Genomic DNA, 22,089 nt, shown 5'->3' with positions numbered 1-22,089 from the left:
GAAATGGAAGAAATGAAGTTGTTGGAACCTTTCGAGATTAACCTATCAGGAATTAACCTGGTGGAGGCCAGTGCCGGGACGGGTAAAACGTATAATATTACCTCGCTATATATACGAGTGCTTGTTGAGAAGGATATAACAGTTGGGAAAATATTGGTTGTCACCTATACCGAGGCTGCTACCAAAGAACTTAAAGATCGCCTGCTGAGTCGTATTCGAGAGTCGATTGAAGTTTTAAGGACGGGCCGGGTAACGAAAAAGTCCGATGACTTTCTGGAGAATTTGCTGGATGAAGTTGAAAATCCCCAAAAAGCTGTTTTAAAACTCCGGAAGGCCGTTCGCATGTTTGATGAGGCCTCTATTTATACCATCCACGGATTTTGTTACCAGGCACTGCAGGAGCAGGCTTTTGAGAGTCGTGCAATGTACGATGCCGAGATGATTGGCGACGACCAAGAACTGGTGCAGGAGGCTGTGGACGACTACTGGCGAAGCTGGGTAGCAGAGGTTTCCGAAGATTCCAAAAAACACCCATTATTGAAGTTGTTGATGGATCAGGGTACAAATCCTGATTCGCTGGCCGATGAGTTGAAAAATGCTATCGCCAAGCCCTATCTAAAGGTTTTGCCTGAAAATGGGCATATTGAAAAGGTAGGATCAAGATTGGAACAATTACAGGCGTTACATAACGAAATGAAGCTTATTTGGGAAGATGAGCGTTCAGAACTTTTGGCTTTGTTGAGCAGAGATGAAATGAGCAATTACAGATCGAACTGGTTGTCAAGCTGGTTTGTCAAAATGGATGAAATCTTCTACACGGAAACGGCTACAATAAATGTTTTTGATAAGTTTGAGCGGTTTATTCAAAGTTACATTAATGACAGTCTTAAGAAAAAGGCTGTCAAGAAAGGGATTGATCCACCGCAACATAAGTTTTTTAAACTTGCTGATGAGTATTGGGAAATTGCTCATTCACTTAAGCTTTACGATGTACTATTTAAAAAAGAACTATTGAACTTTTTACGAAAGGAGCTTATCGAGAAAAAGGAAGAGCTGCAGGTACTTTCGTATGATGATCTACTGCTTCGGCTGCGCAATGCGCTTTTGGATACGGAGCAGGGTTCGCGATTGGCTTCAAAACTGCGACAGAAATACCCTATTGCGCTGGTCGATGAATTTCAGGATACCGACCCCAATCAATACGATATTTTCCGCACGATTTATAAGGATTCGGATGGCGTATTGTTTATGATTGGCGATCCCAAACAGTCGATTTATGGTTTTCGGGGGGCGGATGTCTATTCCTATATCAAAGCACGCAGGGATGCTCCGGAGAAAAATCGATATAAGCTAAATCGTAATTTCCGGTCTATCCCGCAACTGCTCCGGGGATTGAATGCGTTTTGGGGCGGACATGATGATCCATTTGCTGTGGGAGAAGATATTGAGTACAAAGAAGTAACATGGGGCAAAAATGAAGATGATTACAAGAAACTGACTGAATTCGAAAAAAAACGTCCGCCTATACGTTTTCGCAGGCTCTCGAAACCGGGACAGAATTCGCAAAATAAAGGAGATGCCCGTAAAGAAGTCGCAGAGGATACTGCAAAAGAGATTAATCGACTTTTGGAAGGTGGTAAGGGAGATATACTCATTGGAAAGAAACAGGTTAAGGCAAAGGATATAGCAGTATTGGTCCGCACGCATAAACAGGCCGACCTGATGAGTAACGCTCTTCAAGAATATGAGATAAAAAGCGTGCGTCATAGCGATCAAAGTGTTTTTGAAAGTGATGAGGCGGCACACCTTCAACAGTTGCTGAAGGCAGTAGCCGAGCCCGGGAATGAGATACTTATTAAAACAGCCTTGTCACTACCGCTAACGGCGTATTCGGCCGAGCAGTTATTCACTATCGAGGAAGATGACGAAATCTGGCCGGAGGTGCTCCAGCAATTCACAGACTGGCACCGGATGTGGGCTGAAAAAGGGTTTTCTGCAATGTATCGTTCGCTATTAAAAGAGTTGAATATTCAGGAGCATGTTATCACATACCCTGATGGAGAGCGACGGCTGACCAATTTATTGCACTTGGGAGAGTTGCTGGAGGAGGAATCGCGCAAGCATAGGGAAGGAACACGCAGTTTACTGCAATGGCTGGCCCGTAAGCGACAGGATACAGGCAAAAATAAAAGTGATGAAGAACAGATGCGCCTGGAAAGTGATGAGGCGCTGGTAAAAATTGTAACAATGCACAAAAGTAAAGGACTGCAGTATCCCATTGTGTTTTGTCCATTTCTTTGGCATGGGCCAAAAGTAGAAAACAAAGATATTCCGCTGGAATATCACGATCCCGAAAACCCGGATATTACTTATTTTGATTTAAATGGGAAAAGGGATCCAGATCGGTCGGTAAAACGGTTTTATAAGGAAAAAGAAGAGTTGGCGGAGAGTTTACGCCTCGCGTATGTAGCCATGACACGAGCAGAATATTGTTTGTATCTTTCGTGGGAGTTTTCGAGGGGTTCTGAATTTTCTCCGTTGGGATATATGCTGCAGGATCCTGATCAGGCTATTGCACTGCTGAAAGATAAAGTTGGCTTTGGTGCAAAAAATGGTGTCGAATGGTCTGGTGATGAACTGCACCAAGCGATTGGCAATCTATGCAAAAAGCATCCCAATCTATTTACCCTTAAAGACGGGATGGAAGCTGGTCGAAATAACGAAGAGACTACGGATGATGATCCCCAGACTCAAGCACTAGAGGTGAAGCAGTTTGAGCGATCATTGCCTCTTGCTACCAGTTATCAAGTCTCGAGTTTTTCGTCACTGAGCAGCTGGATGGAGGATGATGATCCTGATGTACCTGATTATGACCAGTTTATGGATTATGGAAAGTTAGAGGAGCAGACCGCCGATCAGCCTGAGGAGAAAAATATGTTTACGTTTCCAAAAGGTCCGCAACCGGGGACTTGTATTCACAATATTTTTGAGAATTATTTTTCTAAATCGGAGGATAAGTATGAGGTGATTTCTAATCAGTTACAGTTAAACGGCATTGATTTAGAGTGGAGAGATACCGTGTCTGATATGCTGGATCTAGTAATAGATAAACCACTTCATCAAGATTTAGGGGGGCTAAACTTATCTTCGATTCAAAATCGTCAGATTCCTGAGATGGAGTTCTATTATGAGAATGATGAAATCGAAACTCGGAAGCTATTATCAATAATCAGAGATGGAGCTACTTCGGATTGGGAAAACAAGGGTCGAGCAGCCTCAGGTTTTTTGAAAGGATTTATCGATTTGACTTTTGAGTTTGATGGAAAATATTACCTGCTGGATTACAAGACCAATTATCTTGGATATTCAATATCAGACTATCGTCAGGATGAGTTGGATCATGAGATGAGGGAGGCCTCCTACGATCTACAGTATCACATCTATACAGTGGCACTTCACCGATTTTTAAAGAAACGATTGCCCGGTTATTCTTATGATGATCATTTTGGGGGGGCATTCTATCTCTTTTTACGAGGAATGAATAGAGAGGGTCGTGAAGGCATTTTCTTTGATTGTCCTGATCGTAAAACGATTAGCAAGCTGGACAACTATATCAGGGGTGGGAATAATGGATGATACGATGAGAAAATTAGAAACTCTGCGCGATAATGAGATGGTTCGACCCATTGATTTCGAACTGAGCCGACTTTTGAAGGAGCGACACCCTAAAATATCAGAAAATGTATTACTTGCAGGCTGTCTGGTTAGTCACTTGTATCAGCAGGGACATGTCTGTTTGCCGCTGGATGAGTACGCCGGTGAACTACTCTTTGAGGATAAACGATCAGAGACTGCTTTAAGAGCACCCGATCTGAATTTATGGCGTTCGGCCTTGCTGGAATGCCCCGCAGTTGGAAAGCCGGGTGAATATAAACCCCTGATTCTTGATGATGGTGACCGCTTGTATATGCACAAGCTGTGGCACTATGAAAACACGCTGGCTGGGGATTTGGTAAATCGAAGCCAAAAGCAGGATAACAATATCAATGAAAAGTTATTGCAAGATGGATTGAAACGACTTTTTTTAAATTCAACCCAACAGCCTGACTGGCAACAGGTGGCGGCAGCGACCTCCGTTCGTAATTATCTTTCTATTATTTCAGGCGGACCGGGAACGGGGAAAACTTCGACTGTGGTTCGTGTGCTGGCACTCATTGTTGAACAGTATCTTGATAGAGAAAAAAAGCTGCATATTGCCCTGGCGGCTCCGACCGGGAAGGCGGCGGCCCGTCTTCAGGATTCAATAGCAAATGCTAAAGAGGGGTTGGATGTTTCTGATGAAATTCGAGAAGCCATTCCCGAAAAGGCATTAACTCTTCATCAGCTCCTGGGAGCACGCCGCTACAGTTCCAAGTTTAAGCATGATGCCGAAAACCCGGTACCATACGACCTGGTAATAGTGGATGAAGCCTCAATGGTGGACCAGGCTTTGATGAGTAAATTGGCAGAAGCATTGCTCGACGATGCTCGTCTGATATTATTGGGAGATAAAGACCAGTTGGCTTCGGTAGAGGCGGGATCGGTGCTGGGAGATATTTGTGATGTAGAAGAAAATCAATTTTCCAAAAATAATGATAACTGGCTGAATTCCTTATCCTTTGATATTTCGGATAAATTTGTTGTTGAAAAGCCTAATCCACTGACTGATAATATCACATTGCTTACCAAGAGTTACCGGTTCTCATCGGAGAGTGGCATTGCCCAATTGAGCAAGGAGGTTAACAAAGGAGATGCCGATCAAACCATAACGCTACTTGAGTCTGATAATATTGAAGATATTCAGTTTGAAGATATTGATGATAATGCAAAGCTGAAGTCCCTTTTAGAGGGGAGAATACCAGCATATTTTCAACAAATTTTAGATGCAGACAATCCGCGGCAAGCTATTAAAAAGTTTAACTTGTTTGGCATTTTGGCTGCCCACCGCAAAGGTCCGTGGGGTAACGAACACCTAAATCAACTTGTAGAGCAAATACTGCAAGCTAAGTCATTAATTCCAAAATACAACCAATGGTATCCCGGCAAACCGGTTATTATCAATACCAACGACTATACGCTGCAGCTGTATAATGGAGATACCGGGCTATGTTTACCGGATGATAATGGAGACTTGAAAGTGTTTTTTGAAAGTGAGGGAGAAGTTCGGGGAATAGTACCCGGTCGGCTGCCCAGTCATAATACAGCCTATGCCCTAACGGTCCATAAAAGCCAGGGATCGGAGTTTGATGAAGTGATGCTCGTGTTACCGCGAACAGTTTCCAAGGTAATGAACAGGGAGCTCCTATATACGGCTATTACGAGGGCACGCGCTAAAATTACTATTGCGGGTAAACGAAAGGTTCTAAAAAAAGGCATTCAACGAAAAATTCGCCGTTCATCGGGTTTGAGAGACTATCTTTGGTCATAAAAGAGGATGAGTTTGTGCCAGATAAAATGGTTGAACAGCTGTTGAGACAGCTTAAAAATTAAGAAAATATTTTGGAACAAAGTTGATTGTTTTGAGTAATAATAATTGAACATACTGATCCCTGGTTACTTATCTATTGTAACCATTGATTTGTACCCCGAAAAGCCAACGTACAAAACAGGACCGGTTGATCCCGGTCCTGTTTATTTTTTGCCCTTCTTAGCCCCAAATTATTTTAATATCTTGTGGCTACGCAATTAATCTCCAATCTACCAAAGGTTATGAATCGCTCTCAAATTCGCCGCTTTTTAAAGCTTTCCAAACTCTTCTCTAAACCTCATCCCTGGCACGGAATTGATATCGGAGAAAAAACTCCGGATATCGTAAAAGTCTTTATCGAGATTGTACCGGGAGATACCATGAAGTACGAGCTGGACAAAGACAGCGGATATCTCAAAGTGGATCGTCCACAGCGGTTTTCAAATATTTGCCCCATGCCGTATGGATTTGTTCCCCAGACGTTGTGTGATGAGCTTGTCGGTAAATATTGCATGCAAAAGACGGGCAGAGATGATATTGATGGTGACCAGGATCCGCTGGATATCTGTGTAATTACGGAACGCAATATACCGCATGGCAACATCATCCTCGATGCGATTCCCGTGGGTGGATTTCGCATGATTGACGGGGAAGAGGCCGATGATAAGATTATTGCTGTGATGAAAGGGGATGCCTCGTTTGGAGGCATGAGAGATATTCAAGGTGTTCCCAAGCATATCGTAGAACGACTGTCGCACTACTTTTTAACGTATAAGCAGCGCCCGTTTAGTGATGAGGAAAGGGAGGTAGAGATTACGCATATCTATAATCAAAAAGAAGCAAAGGAAGTTATCAACCGAAGCGTGAAGGATTACAACAACCGCTTTAACATTGATAAGAAAGAATTATTTGAACTTATCGGATCCGGACTGGAGTAGGTACAATAAGAAAAGCCCGGCACCTTGTTGAAAGCTGCCGGGCATTAACAAAATTGGCAATAAATAAGATTATTGCCCCGAACTATCTTCGGGATTTACTTCGAGCAGTTCAACTTCAAAAATGAGTGTTTCATTTACACCTATTTGACTTCGGGGCGGAGGATTTTGTCCATAAGCCAGGTCGCCCGGAATAAAGAACTTATATTTTGCCCCTTCTTTCATAAGCTGGAGACCTTCGGTCCATCCGGGAATTACCTTGTTAACAGGGAAAGTCATAGGTTCGCCCCGCTCGTAGGAGCTGTCGAATACTGTACCATCTATCAGAGTGCCTTCATAATCAACACGTACTTTATCCTCTTCGCCGGGAGATGCCCCGGTACCTTCTTCGAGTACTTTGTACTGTAGCCCGCTATCGGTAACCTTAACTCCTTCTTTCTCTTTGTTTTCGGCAAGAAATTTTTCTCCTTCTTCTTTATTTCCCTTGCTTTCTTCGATTTTCTTTTGCTGAGCTTTTTGCCGCGCCTCAATCTGAAACTTTTGGATTGCCTGTTTCATTTCAATATCGGACATTAGTCCTTCTTGATTGTTGAGAGCTTGCTCTAATCCGGCTTTTACCAGCTCCGGATCAATCTCATCACTCATGCCGCTTTCGGACATAAATTGCCCGTTTTGAAAGCCTAAGCTATAGCTGAGACTATCAGCTTCGGTTTGGAGCGATACTTCGCCGGATGAGCTGGAATTACAGCCGGTCAAAGCAAGTGCTCCGGCTATGATCAAACAAAAAATGTAAGTTGTGTACTTCATAAATGTTCTTAAAAGTTAATTTTTGTTATGAATTTCTGAGCAGGGTTCGAAGTTATCTAAATTTTTCCTTTTAAAAAATTACAGACTACGTTAAGTGAATTGCTTAGAAAATCGTATCTTAGAGCTTCTTATAGAAAGGAATCTTATATCATCAAAATCAAAAATTAAAAGAAAGCATATTGAGTTTCGAGAAGTTTAGTTTGAGCAATGAGCTCATGATGGGGTTGAAGGATTTGCGATACAGTGAGCCTACTCCCATCCAGGAAGAATGCATCCCATTAATTTTAGACGGTAAAGATGTTATTGGGGCTGCACAGACGGGAACGGGTAAGACAGGTGCTTTTGTAATCCCGCTGCTGCAGAAAATCACACACAACAAATCGGACGATACCCAAGCCCTTATTTTATCGCCAACCCGTGAGCTTGCCCAGCAGATTGAAGAACAAATTTTTGCTTTGGGGTATCATACCGGAATCACTTCGGCAACGGTAACCGGCGGCAGTGATTATGGAACTCAGGTCAAAGCTATTCGTGCCGGCGTTGATATTATTGTAGCTACCCCCGGGCGGTTGATCGATCAGATGAATGTGCTAAACCTTGATTTCAGCGGTCTGGAGTACTTGGTGTTGGATGAAGCTGATCGCATGCTCGATATGGGATTTTTGCCTGATGTGATGAAAATCGTGGAACAGCTTCCCAAAAAGCGCCAAACGATGCTGTTTTCAGCTACAATGGTAGAGGAAGTACAGAAAGTCGTTGATCAGGTAATGGTAGATCCGGTGGAAGTAGAGTTTGAGGTATCGAAACCGGCCGACAGTGTTGATCAGCAGATCTATTTTGTGCATCCCAAACAAAAGCTTTCGCTCTTTGAACAGCTTTTTGACGCCGATAAATATAAGACTGCTATCGTGTTTTGTGCTACCAAGCGTGGCACCGACGAAGTAGAGCGGATGCTCAAGAAGCGGGGGGTGAATGCAGTAAGTATGCACGGTGATCGCGATCAAGAGGAGCGAAATGAGGCTCTGCGATTATTTAAGAATAAGACACATCCCGTGATGGTGGCGACCGATGTGCTATCGCGAGGAATTGATATCGACGATGTATCACTTATTGTTAATTTTGATGTGCCTAATAACCCTGAAGACTATATTCACCGAATTGGTCGTACCGGACGCTACGACAAAAAGGGAACGGCCATTACCTTTGTCAGCAACAAGGACAAAAAATATTACCACGCTATCAAGAATGTGGTGGGCGATCAGCTGACCATAAAGGATATTCCGGATGAAAGCTCATCGGAAGAGAAAGGAAGAGAGAAAAAGGAACGTTCTTCCAAGAAAGAATCTCGACAACATTCGGGCCAACAGGAAAAGAAAGAGGCCCCAAATAAGCCCGTTTCCAGGGAAGAAAGTAAGTTTGCTAAAGCGTCTGACAAGAAGAAAGAAAAGCAGGATAAAAAACAAAAAGAGGAGACTGAGAAGCCCGAAAAGCAAGAATCTAAACAGAAGCCTAAGCAGAAAAAGGAGCGCAAGCCTCGTCCGAGTAGAACCAAAGGAAAATCACAAAAGCAAAAGAAATCAGAGAATGGGAAACCCGAGAGTAAAAAGAGTTCTCCCAAGAAAAATAATTCAGCCCGATCGGGTAAAAATATTAATATTCCCAATCACATTAGGGAAGCAGAACAACAAGAAGAAGATATTTTTCAGCCCGAAATAATTGAAAAAGCTGTTGCAAGAAATCGAAGAGCCTTAAAGCCGGCAAAAGGAATATGGGGCGTTATCAAAAGTATGTTTCCAAAGTTTTAATAGGATATGAAATGGTGGCATTGTTTCCTTTCGATTGTGTGTCTACTGTTACTTGTGGGATGTTCAAAAGATAATAATTCCTCATCCGAGACACTGTCATTGGCTTTAAATGAGAGAAATGGGCAATTGCATGTGGTCGATTATCAGATAAGGAAGAACATCTTTGTAAAGTCACAACAACAGGGCCGGTATCAATTGCATATTTTTAATGAAGAGGGAAAGGTGCTGAAGAAGATTAACTTTGAGCGAATTGATCTTTCAGCTGCATACAGAAGCAACCCAAAGATCGATTTTCACGTAGCTATGCCTGTGCTTTCAAAGGCGGACCGGATAGAAATATATATGCTCGACGGTAGTTCCGGTCACTACCAGTTAAAAACTGATCAACCGCTTTTGAAGTGGCAGATACCCGAGAATGTTTTGCTGAAACACGAGTTTAAGGATTAGGATGGTATACCGCATTTTCTAGTTATGGATAAAAAGGATTCGATATCATCGACTGTTAAATCACTTGCAATTTGGATAGGGGTGGTGATCTTGGTTCTGATATGGCTTCCCATGCTGGCAATCGTCCGTCTTTTTGACCGTGACCCGGCTCGGTATCGAACAGGAAAACTGTTTCGTAATCTTGGGAAATATATTTCCAAGATTAATCCGAACTGGCAAATTACGATCACCGGATACGAAGATGTTGATGATCGCAAGCCTTATATCATGGTCTGCAACCATCTATCACAGGCCGATATTCCCTTGATTTCTAATTTACCCTGGGAGATGAAGTGGGTAGCTAAAAAAGAACTCTTCGATACTCCGGTGGTGGGCTGGATGATGAAACTTGCCGGTGATATTTCAGTAGATCGAAAGGCTCCTGACCGAAGGGAGCAGACCTATCAACAAGCAAGGTATTATCTTAGCCATCATTGTTCTGTGATATTCTTTCCGGAGGGAACCCGATCGCGCAATGGTAAACTAAATCGGTTTAAAGCGGGGGCATTTGATCTTGCTATCCGGGAAGGAATACCCATCTTGCCAATGGTTATTGATGGAACCCAGAATACGTTGCCAAAACGCAGTTGGAAGTTTGGGGTGGCCAAACACATCAAATTAAAGATCCTGGATCCCATATCTACAGATAGTTTTGAAAAATCAGATATCCGAGAGCTCACCGATAAAGTGCGACAGGATATCTTGGAGCAGCTATCTGAGTGGCGGAACGAGGAGTTGGAAGAAATTGATAACTTATCTTAAGGAGTGAGGGACATCTTTTTTGTGATCACCTGTGTTTGCGCGGTATCAGGATTTGTCCAGGCAAAGATCAGGCTATTTCCTGATTGCTCCATTTGTGGAAACCCTGTTCTTCGAGATTCATTGAGTTTTGCAACGGTTTTAGATTTTGTAATCGGTTTATCTTTGTTAAAAGAAGCCAGCTTTAGTGTTGTTTGATTTCCTGTTTTTTCCATCCACGACAGATATGAGATACCCCGGTATATTTCAGTATCTACGCGTCCCAACGATGTGCCGTTATTCAGTGTGAAGGGTTTACTGAATGAACTCCCGTTATCTATCGAGTATGCATATTTAGCAGTGGGATTATCATTTGTCCCAGTATGCCATGCGATTGCCACTAATGAATCCTCAGCAGCCAGTTGGGGACCATTTACCGGGCAGGCTCCAACTTCCCACCCATCGTCATAAACGGCTTTAGGACTCGTCCATTTTTCCCCGTTAAATTGACTGGTATAGATATCTCGGATTTCGTTGGTGGTTCTGTTACGATAGGCTACGACTGCTCCGTCAGTTGTTTTTACGAGTGATGTCGGGCAGCAATCGCAGACTGCATCATCAATGAGAAACCGCTGCTGTATAGTCCCGCTTCTGCTGATAATTGCTCCGCGGAGCGTCATCGCATAGTCGAGTTTGTAATAGTCTTCATCAGAACGTCCCTCTGTTTGACGCCCATCAAGCCAAACAGCCAAAAAAGAACCATTGTCCCATGGTATCATCGATACAAAACCATGTTCTGTAGTCGTGCTGTCGCCATGTGGAATGAAAGCATCTGACCAGCCATTAGAATCTTCAACAGTAGAAATTTGCACATCATAGGCTAAAGGTCCGGGATTTTTTAGATTTAGCCAGTGAGCAGCTATAGGCCCATTTTTATCGGCAATGACAGAAGGGAAGTCGGCCCAGTTTACAAACCAGGTAGAATCTGTTGCAATAGTTTTGGGGGTAGTCCATTCGTTATCGGAATATGAAGCGTAATTGAGCGAATGGTTTTTGTTATCATTTTTGGTGATCCAGCTCATATACAGCTGGTCTCCGGCACTGTACAGGTTAGGATAAACACTGTTGGGTGATGCGGGATTTGAGAATTGCACGGGATTTTTGGTGGTCGTATTACAACCGATGAAAAATCCTACTAACACTAAAATGAAAAAATATTTACTGTTATTCATTGGAGGTTGTGTTTGATTCTTGCGTTTGGAGGCGGTATCCCATATATATGCCGCCAATGGTTAGTGCAGGCGCCGTAATCAGGTACCAGAGGGGTTCATGCTCGGCCATCACAGAATAGTTGATGAGTGAGACCGCCACCATAATCAAAATGAATCCCAAAATTACCTTTGAGGCTTTTTTTGCTACGGTAGTGGCAAGTAATCCTCCGAACAGGCCAAATGCAAATTGTAAGATTGTAATTCCTATTATCCATGAGGTGGACGGCAGGTGGCTAATGCCCGTGAGGGTGATATCTGCTCGGAAATAAATAGAGGTGATTACATGTATAAAGCTGTTTAGAGCGGCAATGGAAAAATACCCAGCCGCAATAGCGCCCATGGTTCTGACCATAACTTGCGAACGATTTAAAACTTAAAGTTGTAAGATCAATGAAATTTTAACACAAAAAATCTCTATATGCCAGAAGGACCGGAAATTTGGAGAACTGCTGATTCATTAACAAATGCACTAAAAAATCGCCCCATTAAGGATCTGTATTTTGCTTTTGATGAATTAAAGGATTACGAAGCAAAGCTTAAAGGGAAATCCGTTAAAAATGTGGAGGCTCGCGGGAAGGCGTTGCTTACTTTTTTTGATAATAACAAGGTCATGTACAGTCACAATCAGTTATACGGAAAATGGATGGTTAGGGATGCCGGAAAGCAGCCCGATACTAACCGCTCACTTCGTGTTGCTATCCATAACGGTGAAAAGTCGGCCTATCTCTATTCGGCTTCTGACATTGAGATGTTGGACAGGGGAGAGGTTGACCAGCATTCCTATATTAAAAAGTTGGGTCCCGATGTGCTGCATCCCGATACTACCTATGAGGATATTATTAAGCAGTACCAATCGGATGAGTTTAAGAATAGAAAGCTGACCACCTTGTTGTTAGATCAGGGTTTCGTGAGTGGCATAGGCAATTACCTGCGCAGTGAAATCATGTTTTATGCAAAAGTAAATCCCCACAAGAAATTGCGCGCATATTCTGATGAACAAAAAGAGGCGCTCGCTGAAGCTACGGTGAAGCTTGCTACTCGATCATATGAAACGGACGGCATAACAAATGACCCGGGCATTGTTGAAGCCCTTAAACGAGAGAATGCTCCGCGCAGCGACTATCGTCATTTTGTCTATAAACGTACGGATGACCGCTGCCATAAATGTGGCTCTATTATTGAAGAAGATAAAACAGGCGGACGTAAAATCTATTTCTGTTCCAATTGTCAGGTCGAAAAGTAATACCTTCGGAAGGATGGATAACACCAATACTTTTTGATTATTACGGATGAAAAGAACGCCGCAGAATCATACCTTTGGTAGCCACGAAATTCTGAATTTTAAAATTGAAGAAGTACGTCCATGAAAGACAATGATTTTTTGAAGCCCGGTGATACGGTAGCCCATAGCAACAAGCAGTTAATGGAATCTCCTGAAATTGCAAAAATTGCAGAAACCGTCATCGAGCGGGAGAGTCTTGATTTTGGCCCTGCCTCCATCGGCTATTTTTTGGTATACCCCAATCTTTCGAAATATAAAGCAGCTAAGTGTAAAAAAGCTTCCCGTGAGGTTGAATACTACTCCGGACACAACTATCTCATTGAAATTTCCGGTGAAATGTGGGATATGCTTGATCAAAAGACCCGCGAGATGGTCGTATTCCATCAGCTTTTGCATGTAGACCCGGTGTATAAAGCTAAAAACCAGGAATGGAAGATGAAGGTGCGCAAGCCCGATTTTTCTGACTTTTATGAGATCAATGACAAGTATGGTAACGACTGGTATAAAACCGTGCAGGCGACGGTATCATCGCTTTACGATTTGGATCCCAAAAGAGAAAGCAAAGTAAATCTGTAAATTATTCTTTTCAGTATTCTTTGGGGATATGGTTCATTCCATATCCCTTTTTTATTGATAGCGATTCATTGATTTCTTAGGCACTGAACGTTTTATTTCTTATCCATATTTATTAGGGTAGCAACAGTAGATACATACTTGATAACGCTTAATTAAAATATTTTTTAATGAGCTTACGATCAGAAGACCCAGAAGGAAATTCTGAGCAGAAGGGGATCAAGAAGTATTTCGATGTTCACGAGCCCGTCTTTTGGCCGTCTGTTTTTCTCATCCTTACGATGATTGTTGCTACTCTGGTAATGGGTAAGCAGGCCCAAACAATGTTTGAGGGCATCCAGAGTTATATTTCAAATAACGTGGGTTGGCTCTTTATTCTATCTGTAAATACTTTCTTAATATTTTCACTAGCCTTAGCATTCAGTCGGTTTGGCAGCATCCGTATTGGCGGAGCCGATGCTAAACCGGAGTTCAGCACTATCGCATGGTTTGCCATGCTCTTTAGTGCCGGAATGGGAATAGGGATCATGTTTTGGAGTGTGGCAGAGCCTGTCTATCACTTCTTAAGTCCCCCAATGGCAGAGGGAGAAACGGTAGAGGCCGCACGCCAGGCAATGAGTTTAACCTATCTACACTGGGGGTTTCATGCTTGGGGAATATACGCCATCGTCGCACTTTCACTGGCCTTTTTTGCTTTCAACCGAGGATTACCGCTCTCGTTTAGATCGGTTTTTTATCCCGTACTCGGGGATCGAATAGAAGGATGGATCGGTGATGTTATAGACACGCTCGCTGTACTGGCAACCCTCTTTGGTTTGGCTACCTCGCTCGGACTTGGCGTAAAGCAAGTGAGTGCCGGTTTGAATCATCTTTTTGCCTTTCCCGATACCGTCTGGCTGCAGGTCGGACTGATTATAGGAATTACCATGGTGGCTACCCTTTCGGTTATTTTAGGAATTGATAAGGGGGTGCGCGTACTTAGCGAGGCAAATATTCGCATTGCACTACTGTTTTTGGTTTTTATGATGATTGTAGGTCCCACTATCTACATTATGGATTCCTTTGTGCAAAATATCGGACATTACGCCAACAATATTTTGACCTACAGCTTTTGGACAGAAACGTATGAGGGATCAACGTGGCAAAACAGTTGGACTGTTTTCTACTGGGCATGGTGGATTTCATGGTCGCCTTATGTGGGTATGTTTATCGCCCGAATATCCAAAGGAAGAACGGTAAAAGAATTTGTGCTGGGCGTGCTCATTGCCCCGAGTATCGTTACCTTCTTGTGGCTTGCTGCATTCGGGGGAACAGCTATTGATTTGGAGATGCAGGGAATTGGCAGCATAGGAACGGCAGTTCAAGAGAATGTTGCAACCGCACTTTTTGTACTGCTCGAGCAATTTCCTTTGGGATTTATAACCTCGATCGTAGCCATCATTCTGGTAATGAGTTTTTTCGTAACCTCATCAGACTCAGGATCGCTTGTCATTGACAGCTTGACAAGCGGGGGAAAACTGGATGCCCCTGTTGGACAGAGAATTTTTTGGGCTCAAACCGAGGGAGCCGTAGCAGCAGTGTTGCTAATTGGAGGAGGGTTAAATGCTCTGCAAACAGCTGCGATAACCACCGGTCTTCCATTTCTCCTCATTTTGCTGTTGATGTGCTATAGCTTGTACAAGGGATTGAGTCAGGAACATCAGCGAAAGCTGAACCATAAAGAGAAAAAAGAACGTAAATCTTATAAAGAGTTGGTTTCCAAACTGATAAGAAAGCAAGAAGAAGATATTACTGAATAAGATTGCATAATTGTATTAAAGTATCCGGTTATGAATTCTTTTAATCATTGGATGGTTGGTCTTGATCTCACGAAAATGGATAATTTGGTATTAGGGTATCTGGATTATTTATCCGGTGTTAATGAGCCCGATCACCTTACTTTTATTCATGTTATTGAGGATGAAGGCATTTCAGAAGAACTCAATGAATTGTTTCCCGAAGTGGAGACCTCAAAATCAATTAAAAGTATCATCAGGGAAGAATTACAGAATAAGGTAGACCGCTATTTTGATTCTGACAGCCCCCAAGTAAATATCATAGTCTGGGAGGGTAAGACTACAGAAACCTTGTTGTCAGCTTTGAATGAATATAATCCGGACCTGTTCGTATTGGGCAAAAAAACAGGGTATGAGGGGGAAGGTATTTTAGCCCGAAAAATCACGAAATATGCTCATTGCTCGCTGCTTTTTGTGGCCGAAAACTCTCAATATAAACTCGAGAATATTCACCTTCCCATATCCTTTTCAAAGGCTTCTGCAAGGGCCCTAAAACAGGCTCAAAGAATGTCAGAAGCAGTTGATGCAGATCTTCATGTGCAGCATGTGTATCATTATCCCAAGCAATTTTTCCCTTATATCCCGTCAGACAAATACTCCGAGCGGATGAACAATCATCTGAATAAAAAGTTCGAAAAGTTTAAGGAAAGGTACGATCTGGAAAATATTCCGGATTGTATCTTTACGGTCAATGATAATGGAAAGGATGCTGATCAAATTTATGATTTAACCCTGCGAACGCGGGCAGATTTAATTATGGTGGGAGCAAAAAGCAAAACGTCTGCGGCTGCCTTACTTACTGATGAGATGGCAGACAGCCTTGCAGAGTATCATTTCGGCGTACCGGTACTCATTTACAAGGAAAAAGAAGAGCACATCGGTTTATTGAAGAGCCTATTGGATAAGAATTAAAAATTATTCTTCCTCTTCTTCAAAGAAACGCATTTCCAAGGCTTCCAGGCGTCGTTCAATTCGAAGCAGTTTTTGAAGGATCAGCACATGTGTTTTACCGGCATCAATACCGACCGGACTGTCATCATCTTTGATCTGATCTAAAATCTCCTGGTATTCTTGTTCTGAAATATTCAGGCTCATAATAGATTATATCGTTAAATTATAAAATCCTTGGTTATTTGACGTTATACCCTTCATCTTGCAAAAATGCACGAACTTTATCCACGTGGTCGCCCTGAATTTCAATGGTTTTGGCATAGCTTGTTCCGCCGGCTCCGCATTTTTGTTTGAGCTGTTTTTCCAGCTTCTCAATAACCTGTGGATTATGTTGAATATTCGTGATCATTGTAACTGTTTTTCCGCGTCGTCCGCTGGTATCCAACTTTACATTAATAGCCATAATGGTCGTTACTCTGGTTTAGATTCTTTAATCTTATTTTCTTCCTGCTCTTCTTTCCACTTGTTATACTTTTCCAACTGCTCCTCATAGATCTCATATATGCATTTTGGACACCCCGTGCTGCAACAATCAGTGGGGAGCGGTTTCATGGGTTTGCGCATCAATACAAAGTCAGTATAAAAAGCTTATAGTCAATTTAAATTCGTCCTTATCCGGTTTCGCCGTATGCTTCGGGACGGGTGGTTTTTAACTGGAATCCATGTAAAGAGTAATTTTTAAGATGCCACCACGCACGCTTTAACTTTGAATCAGGCAAAGTAAACGATACAATCGAATGAGCCGCACGACGTAAGGTCATGTCAGCATCCGAGAATTCTTCGATATCAACTATGACTAATCCATTAAATTGTTTGACTTTATTCAAAAAGTAACGCTCTTGCGGTGTGGCATATTTTGTATGAGAATGGGAGTAGCTGGTATAGACACCGCAGAGTTTTTCGCCGTTTTTAAAATAGAGAATATCGTCGGACTCTTCCATGTTGTCGAAAAAGTCATCGAGCTTTTCAAACGATTCGGATTCAATACGGGATGACAGGTCTGATGTATCCACAACGTGTACCTTTCGGTCTAATCGCTGCTCAATTTGTTTTAGAGCCTTTTGCTTGTTGGGTTCAAAAATCCCCAGAAACAGACTTAGGTGATGGCGGTCTTTTTCGACATCGGATTCGAGATGATCTAACAGTTCGTTGTAAGTATCATCTCCATAAGAGACATCCTGAAACTTGTTTTCGGGGGTTTTAATATCCATCAGACTAATATTTTTAAAAGAATTAGATAAGCAGTTACAGTGTTTTCAAATTTCATCTAAATATATGAAACGTAACTTTCAGACCGAAGAGTTAACTTTGCAAATTAGCAGCTTCTTCGGCAGAGCTAACGCAGATATCCAAATCGTTAAGCAAACCGGTTTCAAGATCATAAATGAGTCCGTGAACGCTTAACTCCTGTCCGGCCGCCCAGGCTTGCTGAACAAAAGGGGAGTGACACGTATTTTGAACCTGTGCTAATACGTTAAGCTCACAGAAGCGCTTAAGCTTCTCATTTCCGGAGTCATGATCCTCGATCTCGTTTTTGTGTTTTCGATATATGTCCTGAATATCAGCCAGCCAGTTGTCGATCAATCCCAGATCCTGATCTTCATAAGCTGCCTGAACGCCGCCGCACCCGTAGTGACCACAAATAACAACGTGCTTTACCTTAAGTACACTTACGGCATATTGCAGAACAGATTGACTATTGATGTCTGAATGAGAGATCACATTGGCGATATTCCGATGTACAAAAAGATCCCCGGGACCAAGGCCGGTTAGCTGAGTGGGCGGGACGCGGCTGTCGGCACAGCCAATCCATAAATAGTCAGGACTTTGTCCTTTGGCTGATTCTTCAAAAAAGTCCGACTGCTGTTCTTTGATCTTGTCAGCCCACTTGTTGTTTTGATCAAAAAGTTGCGATAGATTAGTCATAGACCTGAATAGTTGTTTTTAAGATTACTATGTAAGATTTCCCGCCAATTATCGTTCTCCGGGATGTTCAATTACTTCCGGCGGGCGTTTAAAGATTTTGCCCTCAGCATATACCCGTTTGGGAGGTACTCGTAAATCCCAAACAAGGTTAAGCCATGATAAAATTTTTAATGCATAATGAGAAAAGTCGAACTCCCACCAATAAAAGCCCTGTCGCTCTGATGATGGAAACCGGTGATGATTGTTGTGCCATCCTTCTCCAAGCGTGATGAGCGAAATAAACCAGTTGTTGCGGCTGTCATCAGTCGTGTCGAAACGACGTTTGCCAAATACATGTGCTAGTGAGTTTACAGTAAAGGTACCGTGATAGAGCAGTACCGTGCTAATGATGAATCCATATACCAGCAGTTGAAATCCGGAGGTACCTAAGGATGGAAAGAAATAATTGAGCAGCTCACCCGCCACGAAAGTACCAATGGCCAGTTGGATGGGAGGGATGAGGTGATATTTATTAAGCAAATTAAGTTCTGGGATCTTCTTCAAGTCCTTGACCATGTTATAATTGGTATCCTTAAAACGATTACTCAAAATCCATCCAACGTGTGACCACCAGAAACTGCGCTGAACCGGAGAGTGGACATCTTTTTCGGTATCCGCATGTTTGTGGTGATGCCGGTGATGGGCGGCCCACCAAAGCGGACCTTTTTGAGCTGCAGATGTTCCCAACCAAGCTAATATAAATTGAAAAGGCCGACTGGTTTTGTAGGTTTGATGGGAAAAATAACGGTGAAATCCGGCTGTAATGGCAAACATTCGCACCACATAGGTGGTAAGCAATGCAATTAGAGCTGTCCAGCTGAACCCTGCCCAGAAAACTAGTCCTACTGCCAAATGCAAAAGAACAAAGGGCAAGCCACTGACCCAGTTAATGTTATCGAGATCTTTATCGTATTCTTTAGGAGTATAGGGTGCTTCCATGTATCAACCAATTCCAATGCTTAGGTTCAAAAATAAGCGGAAAATATACTAATTGTTATCGGGTAATGGAAAGTTGATTATTGAGAGTTGAGTAATGGCTCAACAGTTCTTTAAACTAAAAAACCCTGTCAGCGATTGTAGTACTGACAGGGCTTTTACGAAATTGATTAGCAACTATTGTGTTTTCGCGCGGCTTCCACGAATAGTTTTCGTCGTGGTTTCTCCCAGTGGTGAGGTGACGGTAATAGTAAAGCTACCGTCAGAACTGACAACCTCATCTGAATCCTGATCAGAAACCGTAACCTGGAACTGTGTAGAACCGGGGCCGGGTTGGAAATAATCCCCCAATTCTAAATCAACGATATCGCCGCTGGCCGTCAGGCCCTGACCGGTTGTAACGGCTATCCTGGTGTCCGCCGCCATGGGGTATCCGTTCATATCCGTTATGGTGACATCAAACGTTTGGCTGGCGCCATTGGATATGTTAAAGTTGGTGGGGCTTACATCAATTTGTGCCCTGGGAGTGGTAAGTAATAACGTAGTTTTATTGGTAATACGATTATTATCCTTGTCGATGGTTTCGGCCGTAATATCAATAAAGCCGGGACCGTTGGGGTGGCCTGAAGGGGTACTACCATTAGCAGAAAGATTTACGGTGGCATATCCATTTTCATTGGTAGTAGCACTACCATTAACCAGACCGCCATTGGACGCCGAAAAGTAAACGGCAGTCCCTTCTTTAACAGGGTTTCCTTTCAAATCACCGACACTGGCGGTAATGCTGTTCGTATGTCCTTCGGCAATAATGCCGTACGCGTCAAAATTGTTTACCCGCGGTGCCACATTGAAGTTCTTTTCAACCGGAAATCCACTGGATATTGAGATAAGAACAGGTGATGATCGTATTGTAATACCATAATTCGGTCGCTCGATAACTGCTTCAACACGCACGGTACCTGATGAGTCGCCCGCTGCCAGGTTCGATTTTACCGTTCCTTCAGGACTTCCTACACCGGTAGTGGCTGTTTGCGGGGTAATACGTTCTCCACCATCGGGACCACTTAAAATTTGAAAATTGACATCAACGGGGGAGTCAACCACTCGTCCGGCCGAGTCGGTCACCTCAAAGGTAAAGGTTGCATTGACGTCCCCACCGGTTTCGCGGACACTGATCGTGCTCTCGCTCAGATTAGTCAGTTCCAGGTTCGCCGGTCCGCCTGCTTGCCCGCCGACCTGATCATCTTCTCCATCGCCATCATCGCCACCGGTGTCATCAGTGGATACCAGTCGTATAACCAGATCATCGATATCTGAACCCTCCGAAATCTTAAAGCTCGTTGTTTTTGTTTCATAACCGGGCTTTGACACTTCGAGGGTAACATTCACCGTTTCACTTCCGGGTTTAACATCAAAGGAAAAATTGCCCGAAGAATCAGTGTTTGCGGTCTGTTGCAGATTGCTAGGTTCGGTAACTTCTACAATAGCATTGTTGATGGGGTTATTATTTCCGGATTCTATAACCTGACCGGCAATAATAATAGAGTCATCAGCTCCGCATGCTTGAATTAACACGATCATTGCGAGAGGAAATAGCAGAAGTAGACGATTTTTCATTGCACTATACGATTTGAAAATAGAGTTAAGAAAATAGCTTAGTCTTTATGTAATAAGTATCCATCACCAACGGTACTGCCAATATTAAAAAAAATTAATATTGGGTTTAATCTTAAGGCGATCAAACGGTATTGTCAACAATAATAAATGCTGATGGGTGAGAATACAATTTAAATTTTTTAATCCGTTCATCCCACCTGGCTGGTTTTTACTTGTTCTGAATGATCGACTGGACGAATTGCCTTTGGAGAACAGGGGATAGGTTGTCGAAATGGAAGAACTGTCAAAGGTATCACGACCATGAGGGCAATAAATTTGCAAAGATCTCGATTGGTAAACTGATATATCAATCCATTAGACTGCTGGGTTTGCGTTCGAATGATTCGAATAGGCTTAAGATAATTATCGGACGGGAATTCTATTTTACCAAGGGAATCCTGAACATTGAATTTAGGGGAGAGACGATCACAGGGTATTAGAACGCGTTAAGATTTAGATCTTCTAATAATTAATTTAATAGGCGATTATAATTGCAATAGATGGCTTGGAATCGTTTTGCCTCGGAAGACAAAACGGGTATATAAGCCTGCGGAAGGCATATTATACGGAAATATTAAAAAAAATTAATGTTTTACTTGCATTTGTATCGTCCGGCTGTAATCTTTGCGTTAAGAAAAAGCAACATAGTTAAAGAAAAATTAACTTGTATCGTCTGCGGCGAACACTTAACCTTGAACTGAACGAAAAATTTGTAACAAACTCTTGTTCGCTTGCTCTTTAGAAGTGAACATAAACATAACAGTCTTTCAAGGTTCTTCGGGACCAATCAAAGAAACGACCTAACTAATAAACAATCATCTAACAAATAGGTAAATAACCATGGGACAACAACAACTTTTACTCGTAATTTTGGTAACGATTATCGTAGGTATTGCTACGGTAGTAGCTATTAACACTTTCTCAAGTGCAGCAAACTCTGCTAATGTGGATGCTGCCCGACAGGATGCGCTATCTATCGCAGCTGCTGCACAGCAGTTTTACATGAAGCCGACTGCACTCGGTGGGGGAGGACAAGATTTCAGTAATATCGATTTTACTAAAATTAGTGGTGTGCCTGTAGACTTAGGTTCTTCTAATACAACTGCCTTCAATCAAAATGGAACTTATGATATAAGTGCCACTTCAACAACTGATTTTACACTGGATGTTTATCCATCAAGTTGTTATGACGGCTCTGGTGAAAATGTCGGATGTAATGATAGTGATTCAGATGTTGAAGCTTTACAAGCATCAATTGAAGCTGATAATATCAGCTGGAACAGTTAATTTGTAATTAACTGTTTTTTAAAGATTTAAAAGGTCCTCTAATTTGAGGGCCTTTT

General features: G+C 42.6%; 21 protein-coding genes. 11 read left to right on the top strand and 10 right to left on the bottom strand.

The window, feature by feature from the left end; translation table 11 throughout:
• The first annotated feature begins 3 nt into the window (after window positions 1-3).
• From recB to ACT3IB_RS03030, 3 genes are all read left to right on the top strand, one after another.
• Window positions 4-3,636, top strand: coding sequence for an exodeoxyribonuclease V subunit beta (recB, locus tag ACT3IB_RS03040; RefSeq protein WP_491537547.1), 3,633 nt, complete (start codon window positions 4-6; stop codon window positions 3,634-3,636).
• Window positions 3,637-3,640: 4 nt separating this feature from the next.
• Window positions 3,641-5,467, top strand: a complete 1,827-nt coding sequence (recD, locus tag ACT3IB_RS03035; RefSeq protein ID WP_491537546.1) for an exodeoxyribonuclease V subunit alpha — start codon at window positions 3,641-3,643, stop codon at window positions 5,465-5,467.
• Window positions 5,468-5,748: 281 nt separating this feature from the next.
• Window positions 5,749-6,444 carry an inorganic pyrophosphatase gene (locus ACT3IB_RS03030; protein ID WP_491537545.1) on the top strand — a complete coding sequence of 232 codons (696 nt, stop codon included), beginning with the start codon at window positions 5,749-5,751 and terminating at the stop codon, window positions 6,442-6,444.
• Window positions 6,445-6,513: 69 nt separating this feature from the next.
• Here ACT3IB_RS03030 and bamJ read toward each other — a convergent pair whose 3' ends face one another.
• A complete protein-coding gene (gene bamJ / locus ACT3IB_RS03025) occupies window positions 6,514-7,248 on the bottom strand; it encodes a BamJ family beta-barrel-assembly machinery protein (RefSeq protein WP_491537544.1) in 735 nt (244 codons plus the stop codon).
• A 179-nt stretch (window positions 7,249-7,427) separates the two neighbouring features.
• Between bamJ and ACT3IB_RS03020 the strand changes: the two genes are divergently transcribed.
• The 3 genes from ACT3IB_RS03020 to ACT3IB_RS03010 are packed head-to-tail and all read left to right on the top strand — an operon-like array spanning window position 7,428 to window position 10,301.
• The gene (locus ACT3IB_RS03020) at window positions 7,428-9,053 is read left to right on the top strand and encodes a DEAD/DEAH box helicase (RefSeq protein WP_491537543.1); all 1,626 of its coding nucleotides are present in this window, start codon (window positions 7,428-7,430) and stop codon (window positions 9,051-9,053) included.
• 6 nt (window positions 9,054-9,059) lie between these two features.
• Window positions 9,060-9,500 carry a hypothetical protein gene (locus ACT3IB_RS03015; protein ID WP_491537542.1) on the top strand — a complete coding sequence of 147 codons (441 nt, stop codon included), beginning with the start codon at window positions 9,060-9,062 and terminating at the stop codon, window positions 9,498-9,500.
• 24 nt (window positions 9,501-9,524) lie between these two features.
• Window positions 9,525-10,301 carry a lysophospholipid acyltransferase family protein gene (locus tag ACT3IB_RS03010; protein ID WP_491537541.1) on the top strand — a complete coding sequence of 259 codons (777 nt, stop codon included), beginning with the start codon at window positions 9,525-9,527 and terminating at the stop codon, window positions 10,299-10,301.
• Here the strand turns inward: ACT3IB_RS03010 and ACT3IB_RS03005 are convergent.
• Both ACT3IB_RS03005 and ACT3IB_RS03000 read right to left on the bottom strand, forming a co-directional pair.
• Entirely contained in the window at window positions 10,298-11,509 is a 1,212-nt protein-coding gene (locus tag ACT3IB_RS03005; RefSeq protein WP_491537540.1) for a hypothetical protein, read from the bottom strand. The two genes, ACT3IB_RS03010 and ACT3IB_RS03005, sit on opposite strands and share 4 nt — an antisense overlap.
• Complete coding sequence (locus ACT3IB_RS03000; protein WP_491537539.1) at window positions 11,502-11,900, bottom strand: hypothetical protein; 399 nt, start codon at window positions 11,898-11,900, stop codon at window positions 11,502-11,504. The genes ACT3IB_RS03005 and ACT3IB_RS03000 overlap by 8 nt, the downstream gene beginning before the upstream one ends.
• Window positions 11,901-11,966: 66 nt before the next feature.
• Between ACT3IB_RS03000 and nei the strand changes: the two genes are divergently transcribed.
• From nei to ACT3IB_RS02980, 4 genes are all read left to right on the top strand, one after another.
• Window positions 11,967-12,791 (top strand): endonuclease VIII, encoded by an 825-nt coding sequence (gene nei, locus ACT3IB_RS02995; RefSeq protein WP_491537538.1) that lies wholly within the window; start codon window positions 11,967-11,969, stop codon window positions 12,789-12,791.
• Window positions 12,792-12,911: 120 nt separating this feature from the next.
• Complete coding sequence (locus tag ACT3IB_RS02990; protein WP_445666094.1) at window positions 12,912-13,406, top strand: putative metallopeptidase; 495 nt, start codon at window positions 12,912-12,914, stop codon at window positions 13,404-13,406.
• Between the two features lie 167 nt (window positions 13,407-13,573).
• Complete coding sequence (locus ACT3IB_RS02985) at window positions 13,574-15,202, top strand: BCCT family transporter (RefSeq protein WP_491537537.1); 1,629 nt, start codon at window positions 13,574-13,576, stop codon at window positions 15,200-15,202.
• Window positions 15,203-15,232: 30 nt separating this feature from the next.
• The gene (locus ACT3IB_RS02980; protein WP_491537536.1) at window positions 15,233-16,150 is read left to right on the top strand and encodes a universal stress protein; all 918 of its coding nucleotides are present in this window, start codon (window positions 15,233-15,235) and stop codon (window positions 16,148-16,150) included.
• Window positions 16,151-16,153: 3 nt separating this feature from the next.
• Here ACT3IB_RS02980 and ACT3IB_RS02975 read toward each other — a convergent pair whose 3' ends face one another.
• The 7 genes from ACT3IB_RS02975 to ACT3IB_RS02945 all read right to left on the bottom strand — a co-directional run bounded on the left by ACT3IB_RS02975 (window position 16,154) and on the right by ACT3IB_RS02945 (window position 20,707).
• Window positions 16,154-16,333, bottom strand: coding sequence for a hypothetical protein (locus tag ACT3IB_RS02975; protein ID WP_491537535.1), 180 nt, complete (start codon window positions 16,331-16,333; stop codon window positions 16,154-16,156).
• Between the two features lie 34 nt (window positions 16,334-16,367).
• Window positions 16,368-16,592, bottom strand: coding sequence for a translation initiation factor (locus ACT3IB_RS02970; RefSeq protein ID WP_491537534.1), 225 nt, complete (start codon window positions 16,590-16,592; stop codon window positions 16,368-16,370).
• 8 nt (window positions 16,593-16,600) lie between these two features.
• The gene (locus ACT3IB_RS02965; protein WP_491537675.1) at window positions 16,601-16,741 is read right to left on the bottom strand and encodes an oxidoreductase-like domain-containing protein; all 141 of its coding nucleotides are present in this window, start codon (window positions 16,739-16,741) and stop codon (window positions 16,601-16,603) included.
• Between the two features lie 59 nt (window positions 16,742-16,800).
• Window positions 16,801-17,400, bottom strand: a complete 600-nt coding sequence (locus ACT3IB_RS02960; protein WP_491537533.1) for a hypothetical protein — start codon at window positions 17,398-17,400, stop codon at window positions 16,801-16,803.
• Window positions 17,401-17,491: 91 nt separating this feature from the next.
• Window positions 17,492-18,115 carry a carbonic anhydrase gene (locus ACT3IB_RS02955; RefSeq protein WP_491537532.1) on the bottom strand — a complete coding sequence of 208 codons (624 nt, stop codon included), beginning with the start codon at window positions 18,113-18,115 and terminating at the stop codon, window positions 17,492-17,494.
• A 48-nt stretch (window positions 18,116-18,163) separates the two neighbouring features.
• On the bottom strand, window positions 18,164-19,093 hold the full coding sequence (locus ACT3IB_RS02950; RefSeq protein WP_491537531.1) for an acyl-CoA desaturase: 930 nt from the start codon (window positions 19,091-19,093) through the stop codon (window positions 18,164-18,166).
• A gap of 174 nt (window positions 19,094-19,267) precedes the next feature.
• Window positions 19,268-20,707: a carboxypeptidase regulatory-like domain-containing protein gene (locus ACT3IB_RS02945; RefSeq protein WP_491537530.1), complete on the bottom strand. Its 1,440-nt coding sequence runs from the start codon at window positions 20,705-20,707 to the stop codon at window positions 19,268-19,270.
• 879 nt (window positions 20,708-21,586) lie between these two features.
• On the opposite strand from ACT3IB_RS02945, the gene ACT3IB_RS02940 reads away from it, so the two are divergent.
• A complete protein-coding gene (locus ACT3IB_RS02940) occupies window positions 21,587-22,033 on the top strand; it encodes a hypothetical protein (protein WP_491537529.1) in 447 nt (148 codons plus the stop codon).
• The last annotated feature ends 56 nt before the right edge of the window (window positions 22,034-22,089 follow it).

It is taken from the genome of Fodinibius sp. GM21 (genome assembly GCF_058386955.1).
The sequence above is the reverse complement of the archived record's forward strand: the minus strand, read 5'-3'. Positions and strand labels throughout refer to the sequence as shown.

Bases quoted from the DNA above. Each gene is read 5' to 3' on its own strand.
- recB (WP_491537547.1), top strand. From the start codon at position 4: ATGGAAGAAATGAAGTTGTTGGAACCTTTCGAGATTAACCTATCAGGA.
- recD (WP_491537546.1), top strand. From the start codon at position 3,641: ATGAGAAAATTAGAAACTCTGCGCGATAATGAGATGGTTCGACCCATT.
- ACT3IB_RS03030 (WP_491537545.1), top strand. From the start codon at position 5,749: ATGAATCGCTCTCAAATTCGCCGCTTTTTAAAGCTTTCCAAACTCTTC.
- bamJ (WP_491537544.1), bottom strand. From the start codon at position 7,248: ATGAAGTACACAACTTACATTTTTTGTTTGATCATAGCCGGAGCACTT.
- ACT3IB_RS03015 (WP_491537542.1), top strand. From the start codon at position 9,060: ATGAAATGGTGGCATTGTTTCCTTTCGATTGTGTGTCTACTGTTACTT.
- ACT3IB_RS03010 (WP_491537541.1), top strand. From the start codon at position 9,525: ATGGATAAAAAGGATTCGATATCATCGACTGTTAAATCACTTGCAATT.
- ACT3IB_RS03005 (WP_491537540.1), bottom strand. From the start codon at position 11,509: ATGAATAACAGTAAATATTTTTTCATTTTAGTGTTAGTAGGATTTTTC.
- ACT3IB_RS03000 (WP_491537539.1), bottom strand. From the start codon at position 11,900: ATGGTCAGAACCATGGGCGCTATTGCGGCTGGGTATTTTTCCATTGCC.
- nei (WP_491537538.1), top strand. From the start codon at position 11,967: ATGCCAGAAGGACCGGAAATTTGGAGAACTGCTGATTCATTAACAAAT.
- ACT3IB_RS02990 (WP_445666094.1), top strand. From the start codon at position 12,912: ATGAAAGACAATGATTTTTTGAAGCCCGGTGATACGGTAGCCCATAGC.
- ACT3IB_RS02985 (WP_491537537.1), top strand. From the start codon at position 13,574: ATGAGCTTACGATCAGAAGACCCAGAAGGAAATTCTGAGCAGAAGGGG.
- ACT3IB_RS02980 (WP_491537536.1), top strand. From the start codon at position 15,233: ATGAATTCTTTTAATCATTGGATGGTTGGTCTTGATCTCACGAAAATG.
- ACT3IB_RS02975 (WP_491537535.1), bottom strand. From the start codon at position 16,333: ATGAGCCTGAATATTTCAGAACAAGAATACCAGGAGATTTTAGATCAG.
- ACT3IB_RS02970 (WP_491537534.1), bottom strand. From the start codon at position 16,592: ATGGCTATTAATGTAAAGTTGGATACCAGCGGACGACGCGGAAAAACA.
- ACT3IB_RS02965 (WP_491537675.1), bottom strand. From the start codon at position 16,741: ATGAAACCGCTCCCCACTGATTGTTGCAGCACGGGGTGTCCAAAATGC.
- ACT3IB_RS02960 (WP_491537533.1), bottom strand. From the start codon at position 17,400: ATGGATATTAAAACCCCCGAAAACAAGTTTCAGGATGTCTCTTATGGA.
- ACT3IB_RS02955 (WP_491537532.1), bottom strand. From the start codon at position 18,115: ATGACTAATCTATCGCAACTTTTTGATCAAAACAACAAGTGGGCTGAC.
- ACT3IB_RS02950 (WP_491537531.1), bottom strand. From the start codon at position 19,093: ATGGAAGCACCCTATACTCCTAAAGAATACGATAAAGATCTCGATAAC.
- ACT3IB_RS02945 (WP_491537530.1), bottom strand. From the start codon at position 20,707: ATGAAAAATCGTCTACTTCTGCTATTTCCTCTCGCAATGATCGTGTTA.
- ACT3IB_RS02940 (WP_491537529.1), top strand. From the start codon at position 21,587: ATGGGACAACAACAACTTTTACTCGTAATTTTGGTAACGATTATCGTA.